We start from the raw sequence: 6147 nt of genomic DNA, 5'->3' as shown, positions 1-6147 counted from the left end.
CTCCAGCTATAATCATTTTATTGCGACGTTGTTCCACTTCCAAAGCTTGACGACGACGTAGTTGAATTACAGCTTCATCTAATAATTCTGGTGGTAAATTTAACTCTTGTAAAATTTCCTGAATTTGCTGTTGATCAAATTCCACTTCTTGACGCAATTGTAAACCTTGAACTTCCGCAATAATTTCGTTTAATTGTTCTTGAGTTAGTCGCTGGTTCATAATTTGTTGATGGTAATTTTCGAGCAGGACAAGTTGCTAAAATTTGTAACTAATCTGTAAGTATTAACATGAGGGGATAAAATCCCCGACTTCTGTAATCAACAGGACTTACGCAAAAAGAACCGAAAAGAAGTCGGGGATATGGGTATGAACGATGGCTATAGCTGAATACTCAGACTAATATCAGTATAGCGATCGCTCCCTGACAACAATTTACAACATTCAGATCATCTATAGCAATGGATCCGGAGGTTAGCACAGGATATGATGCAACGCATTATGCAACGTTATAGAGAGAAAATTTAGGCTAAAGTAGCAGATTTCAGGTTTTATCTTCTAGAATAACTACTTTGACAGCGCTGGGAATTTTCACTTTGGTAGTAGAATAGCAATGTTAAGTTTTATATCCCGATCCTAAAGATATAAAACCACACCATACAAAGCCTGTAATTTCTGAAGCTTTTCATAGCTTTCAACTAGAAAACAGTAAAAAGAGGATTTCATACAATGGCATTTACACAACCCCCCTTACCTTTTGCTTCTGATGCTCTAGAGTCTTATGGCATGAAAGCTGAAACCTTTGAGTATCACTATGGTAAGCATCATAAAGCTTATGTAGATAACCTCAATAAGTTAACTGAAGGTACAGATTTAGCTACCAAGTCTTTAGAAGAAGTAATTCAAATTGCTTTTAAAGACTCTACTAAAGCTGGAATCTTCAACAATGCTGCTCAAGTTTGGAATCATACCTTCTTCTGGAATTGCTTAAAACCCGCAGGTGGCGGCGCACCTACAGGCGATTTAGCAGCTAGAATTGAGAAAGATTTTGGTAGCTTCGACAAATTCAAAGAAGAATTTTCTAACGCTGCTGCAACTCAATTCGGTAGTGGTTGGGCTTGGTTAGTTGATGATGGTGGTACACTCAAGGTAATGAAAACCCCCAACGCAGAAAACCCCCTCGCTCATGGTAAAAAAGCACTTCTTACCATTGACGTTTGGGAACACGCTTACTACATTGATTTCAAAAATGCTCGTCCTGCATTCATCAAAAATTTCTTAGATAATTTGGTGAACTGGGACTTTGTAGCTGTGAATTTAGCTGCTTAGTCACTCGATTTTGGATTTTGGATGTATGATTTTTCTGTCTTGAAGGACGGGGATCTGTAGCAAATTTTTTTGATCTAACGTGAGTTCGACCAACAATTTTTAACCCCTCTGGTAAACCTCTCCCTAACCCTCTCCCAAGAGGAGAGGGAAAAAAAATAACATTTAATACTGGAGAGCCTTAAAAACCTAATTGTAAGATTCTAATGAGAGGTTAAAATGCTCCTCTCCGCGTTGGAGAGCGGTTGGCATAACGTTCACTCCTAAGTCATAATTTTAGAGACGTTCCATGGAACGTCCCTACTCCTATTCGACCAACATCAACAAGAATTACACTAAAGCTGCTGTGGCTTTGAGGGCAAAAATTCTCTCAATTATATCTTCCACAACTTTATCCGGTGTAGAAGCGCCAGAAGTGACACCAACTTTAATTTCTCCTGATGGTAGCCAGTTTTCTGTAATTACCAAATTACCTGATAATTGGCGGTGTTCAATAGTGTTAATTGAGTGAATTCTGTCAACACAATCAATGTGATAGGAAGGAATACCCTGATCAAAAGCAATCTGCTGTAATTGGGTAGTATTTGATGAATTAAACCCACCAATAACTATCATTAAATCTACATTTTCTTGTACTAATTCTAACATAGCATCTTGACGTTCTTGGGTAGCATCACAGATTGTATTAAAATTTTGAAAATGCTGATTTAATTCTGCGGGGCCATATTTCTGCATCATTGTCCGCTCTAGCATTTTTCCGATTTGTTCGGTTTCACCTTTGAGCATAGTTGTTTGGTTAGCAATACCTACCCGTTCTAAATCTTGATCAGGATCAAATCCCGCAGAACAAGCTTTAGCAAACTTGGCTAAAAATTCCTGGCGATCGCCACCATTGAGAATATAATTAGTTACATATTCTGCTTCTTTTAAATTCAAAACAATCAAATATTTACCAGCAAAGGAACTGGTGGCAACTGTTTCTTCATGTTTATATTTTCCATGAATAATTGAGGTGTAATCGCCTTTTTTATGCTTTTCTACAGTATTCCAAACCTTAGATACCCAAGGACAAGTAGTATCCACAATTTGACAGCCTTTATCATTCAAGATTTGCATTTCTTGAACACTTGCACCAAAGGCTGGTAAAATCACTACATCACCCTTACCAACAACGGAAAAATCTTTTACTTTGTCAATTACAGGAATAAATTCTACTTGCATTTCCTGCATTCTTTTATTAACAGATGGATTATGAATAATTTCATTAGTAATCCAAATGCGTTCCGTGGGGAAATGCTGACGGGTTTCATAGGCCATGGACACAGCACGTTCCACACCCCAACAAAAGCCAAAAGCTTGAGCCAATTGAATGGTAACATTACCACGTTTGAGAATGTAGTTGTGATCGCGTATTTCCTGAATTAAGTTACTCTGATACTCAGATTGTAACTGGGTAGAAACTTCCGCTTGATGGCCAAAGCCTTTACGATTGTAATTCGCTGAATGTTGAAGGCTGCGTTTAAAAGCTTTTGTATCCATTTGAAATTGACAACTAAAATTACTCTTTCGATTTTCTCGCACTTGGAGACGATTGTGGTTTTTCCACGGAAATATTAACGTTTCAAGTAGGGGGGGAGTCGGGGAGTGGGGGAGAAATATATCCCACATTCCGCACCCTCAACTGTCACACCCCAAGGAAATGCCTGTATTTAGTACATAAGCACTAATTGCCGAGAGAATTTATTGAAGCTAAATAGGAATTATTACTATTAGATTAATTCTGTTCTTCTTTTCCTTATTCGTGTTCTTCGTGTTTTTGTGGTTCATTTAATTCGTACTTTTCCGACGCAAAGGGAATAATCATCGTATTCTTTGATTTCATCAGTTTAGCAGCTTCTTCTAATAGTGCTTTTTGTTCATTGTGAATAACTTCTAAACGCTGGGAAATTTCCGCTAACCTTTGCTGTTTATTATCATTGAACTGATGAGTTTTAATTTTCCCAATTCCGAAAATTCCCAATTGGCTTAATATCATCCAGAGAGATTTTAATAATTTTTGTAATAATATAAAAGGAATTTTTAATATTGACCAACTAGCAGTTTCTATGACTTTAACAATTGCTTTGATAATACTCCCAAGCAGAGCAATTGTAAATAATAAAATTATCAACCCTCTCACGGGGTGATTTATTCCCCATGTGAATACTTCTAATATTTGGAAAAACCAGGGATATTGTGATAATAAATCATGAATAGCGGTATTAATATTTTTTTGGATTACTTCTAATGTATTGTTAGCAATTTTCTCGACATTTTGCCAATTATTTTCTAAATAAGTTTTAGTATTATCTGTTGTTTCTGTGGCTTTTTGTTGTATGGATTGAGTGAAATTATGAACACCATTTTTTAATATTTGCCAATGTTGAGTAACTTTGTCTGGTAAGATTGGATTTAGCTGCATAGGCTTGAAAATATTCAAGAAAATATTCAAGATAACGAACCACAGAGGCGCGGAAGACACGGAGGGTAAGAAGGAAGAGATGCTATTTTCAAAATTAATTTTATTCAATTACCCAACTTCTTTAAGAAGTCGGGTATCTAAGTAGGTGAACCGAAAAACTTAAAGGTATGTGAAGAAAAGTAAAATTTCGGTGTTCCCTGTTCCCTGTTCCCTGTTCCCTGTTCCCTTGCCCCAACGACAATTTTTAATGCCAACCTACTTAGTATAATTCTAATTGACAAATAAGTCCAAATCTGTGACTGCACCTACACTGCTGGAGGATACCAGTTTGGCATATTTGGCCAGTACGCCTTTAGTATACCGGGGTGGAAGTGGTTGCCAATTGGCGCGACGGGTGGCTAATTCTGCATCTGATATATTCAGTTGTAACAGACGATTATGGGCATCTATGGTAATACTATCACCTTCTTCTACTAGGGCGATATTACCGCCTACAGCCGCTTCTGGGGCAACGTGACCGACTACCATGCCGTAAGTACCACCAGAGAAACGTCCGTCGGTAATTAAGCCTACGGAGTCTCCTAAACCAGCACCAATAATGGCGGAGGTAGGAGCTAACATTTCTCTCATGCCGGGGCCGCCTTTGGGGCCTTCGTAACGAATAACGATGACATCACCGGCTTTGATTTTTCCGGCTAGGATGGCATCTAAACAGGATTCTTCTGATTCAAATACTCTGGCAGGGCCTGTAATGACTGGCTTTTTAACTCCAGTAATTTTGGCTACTGCCCCTTCCGTGGCGAGGTTGCCTTTGAGAATGGCTAGGTGTCCCTGGGCATACATGGGGTTATGCCACGGACGAATTACATCTTGATCTGGGCGTGGTTCTGGAGGGATATCTGCTAATACTTCGGCGACGGTCTGCCCAGAAATGGTGATACAGTCTCCATGGAGTAAGTCATGGACTAAAAGCATTTTCATAACTTGGGGAATACCGCCGGCTTTGTGTAGGTCTGTGGCGACATATCTACCACTGGGTTTTAAATCACAGATAACGGGAACTCGGCCGCGGATGGTTTCAAAGTCGTCTATGGTTAATTCTACACCAGCAGCGCGAGCGATCGCTAGAAAATGCAATACGGCATTGGTTGAACCACCCACAGCCATAATTACAGATATGGCGTTTTCAATAGATTTCCGGGTGATGATTGTCCGAGGTAATATCTGCTTGCGAATGGCTTCGACAAGGACAACGGCTGATTGTTCCGTACTGTCGGCTTTTTCTGGGTCTTCTGCGGCCATGGTTGAGGAATAGGGTAAACTCATGCCCATTGCTTCAAATGCTGAAGACATGGTATTGGCTGTAAACATCCCACCACATGACCCTGCACCGGGACAAGCACCGCGTTCAACAGCTAACAGTTCATTTTCGTCAATTTTCCCGGCACTGTATTGGCCAACGGCTTCAAAGGAACTGACGACGGTTAAGTCTTTACCCTCATAATGTCCGGGTTTGATTGTTCCACCGTAAACAAAGATAGCAGGGATATTCATCCGCGCCATTGCTAACATTGCCCCAGGCATATTTTTATCACAACCACCAATGGCCAATACACCGTCCATACTTTGGGCGCTACAGGCTGTTTCAATGGAATCAGCGATAACTTCCCGTGATACGAGGGAGTATTTCATCCCTTCTGTTCCCATGGAAATCCCGTCACTGACAGTAATTGTCCCGAAAATTTGGGGCATGGCACCGGCAGTTTTAACTGCGGCTTCTGCCCTTTGTGCCAGTTTATTAATCCCCATGTTACAAGGGGTGATGGTGCTGTAACCGTTGGCTATACCGACTATAGCTTTGTTAAAGTCTTCATCTTGGAAACCTACAGCCCGCAGCATGGCACGGTTAGGCGATCGCTGTACCCCTTGTGTGATAGCTTTGCTTTTAAGATTTTCCGACATCTATCTTTTTTCCTTCCTTACTATTATCCCCTAGTCTTCAGTATTCCTTATACCAAATTAAGATGTAGCTGCATAGAATCAGATTGTCAGAATTATTAAATTGTCAAACCTGTAGGGGCGGGGTTTCCCCACCCTCGATTGTATTGCCTGTTCCCTGGGATGCACTGAGCTTGTCTAAGTGTTCCTTCTCCTCACAGACAACTTTTTCAGCAACCCCTAATTAGGGCTTGCTGAATAAACCAAAAACCTAGATATATTAAGAGTTTCAGGCTCAAAAAAGTGAATTAGGTGCAAGGAATAAGCATTGAAACCATTAAAAACCTATCACTTTCTCAGATTCGAGACATATTCTTATCTCCATTCTTCCTCCTAATTCTTCCTCCTGTCTCCTGACTCCTGA

4 protein-coding genes and 1 pseudogene are annotated in these 6147 nt (G+C 40.0%); 1 reads left to right on the top strand and 4 read right to left on the bottom strand.

The window, feature by feature from the left end:
* A pseudogene (locus CUN59_RS18585) lies at nt 1-220 on the bottom strand (DUF3859 domain-containing protein); the annotation flags it as partial.
* A 507-nt stretch (nt 221-727) separates the two neighbouring features.
* Here CUN59_RS18585 and sodB point away from each other — a divergent pair.
* Nucleotides 728-1327 (top strand): superoxide dismutase [Fe], encoded by a 600-nt coding sequence (gene sodB / locus CUN59_RS18580; protein ID WP_104389240.1) that lies wholly within the window; start codon nt 728-730, stop codon nt 1325-1327.
* A gap of 327 nt (nt 1328-1654) precedes the next feature.
* Here sodB and CUN59_RS18575 read toward each other — a convergent pair whose 3' ends face one another.
* The 3 genes from CUN59_RS18575 to ilvD form a co-directional block, all read right to left on the bottom strand.
* The gene (locus CUN59_RS18575; RefSeq protein WP_104389241.1) at nt 1655-2863 is read right to left on the bottom strand and encodes a 4-hydroxy-3-methylbut-2-enyl diphosphate reductase; all 1209 of its coding nucleotides are present in this window, start codon (nt 2861-2863) and stop codon (nt 1655-1657) included.
* A 256-nt stretch (nt 2864-3119) separates the two neighbouring features.
* Nucleotides 3120-3785 carry a hypothetical protein gene (locus CUN59_RS18570; RefSeq protein ID WP_207765446.1) on the bottom strand — a complete coding sequence of 222 codons (666 nt, stop codon included), beginning with the start codon at nt 3783-3785 and terminating at the stop codon, nt 3120-3122.
* 270 nt (nt 3786-4055) lie between these two features.
* Nucleotides 4056-5747, bottom strand: coding sequence for a dihydroxy-acid dehydratase (gene ilvD, locus CUN59_RS18565; protein ID WP_104389239.1), 1692 nt, complete (start codon nt 5745-5747; stop codon nt 4056-4058).
* Nucleotides 5748-6147: the final 400 nt, after the last annotated feature.

This window comes from Cuspidothrix issatschenkoi CHARLIE-1, assembly GCF_002934005.1.
Classification (GTDB): domain Bacteria; phylum Cyanobacteriota; class Cyanobacteriia; order Cyanobacteriales; family Nostocaceae; genus Cuspidothrix; species Cuspidothrix issatschenkoi.
The sequence above is the reverse complement of the archived record's forward strand: the minus strand, read 5'-3'. Positions and strand labels throughout refer to the sequence as shown.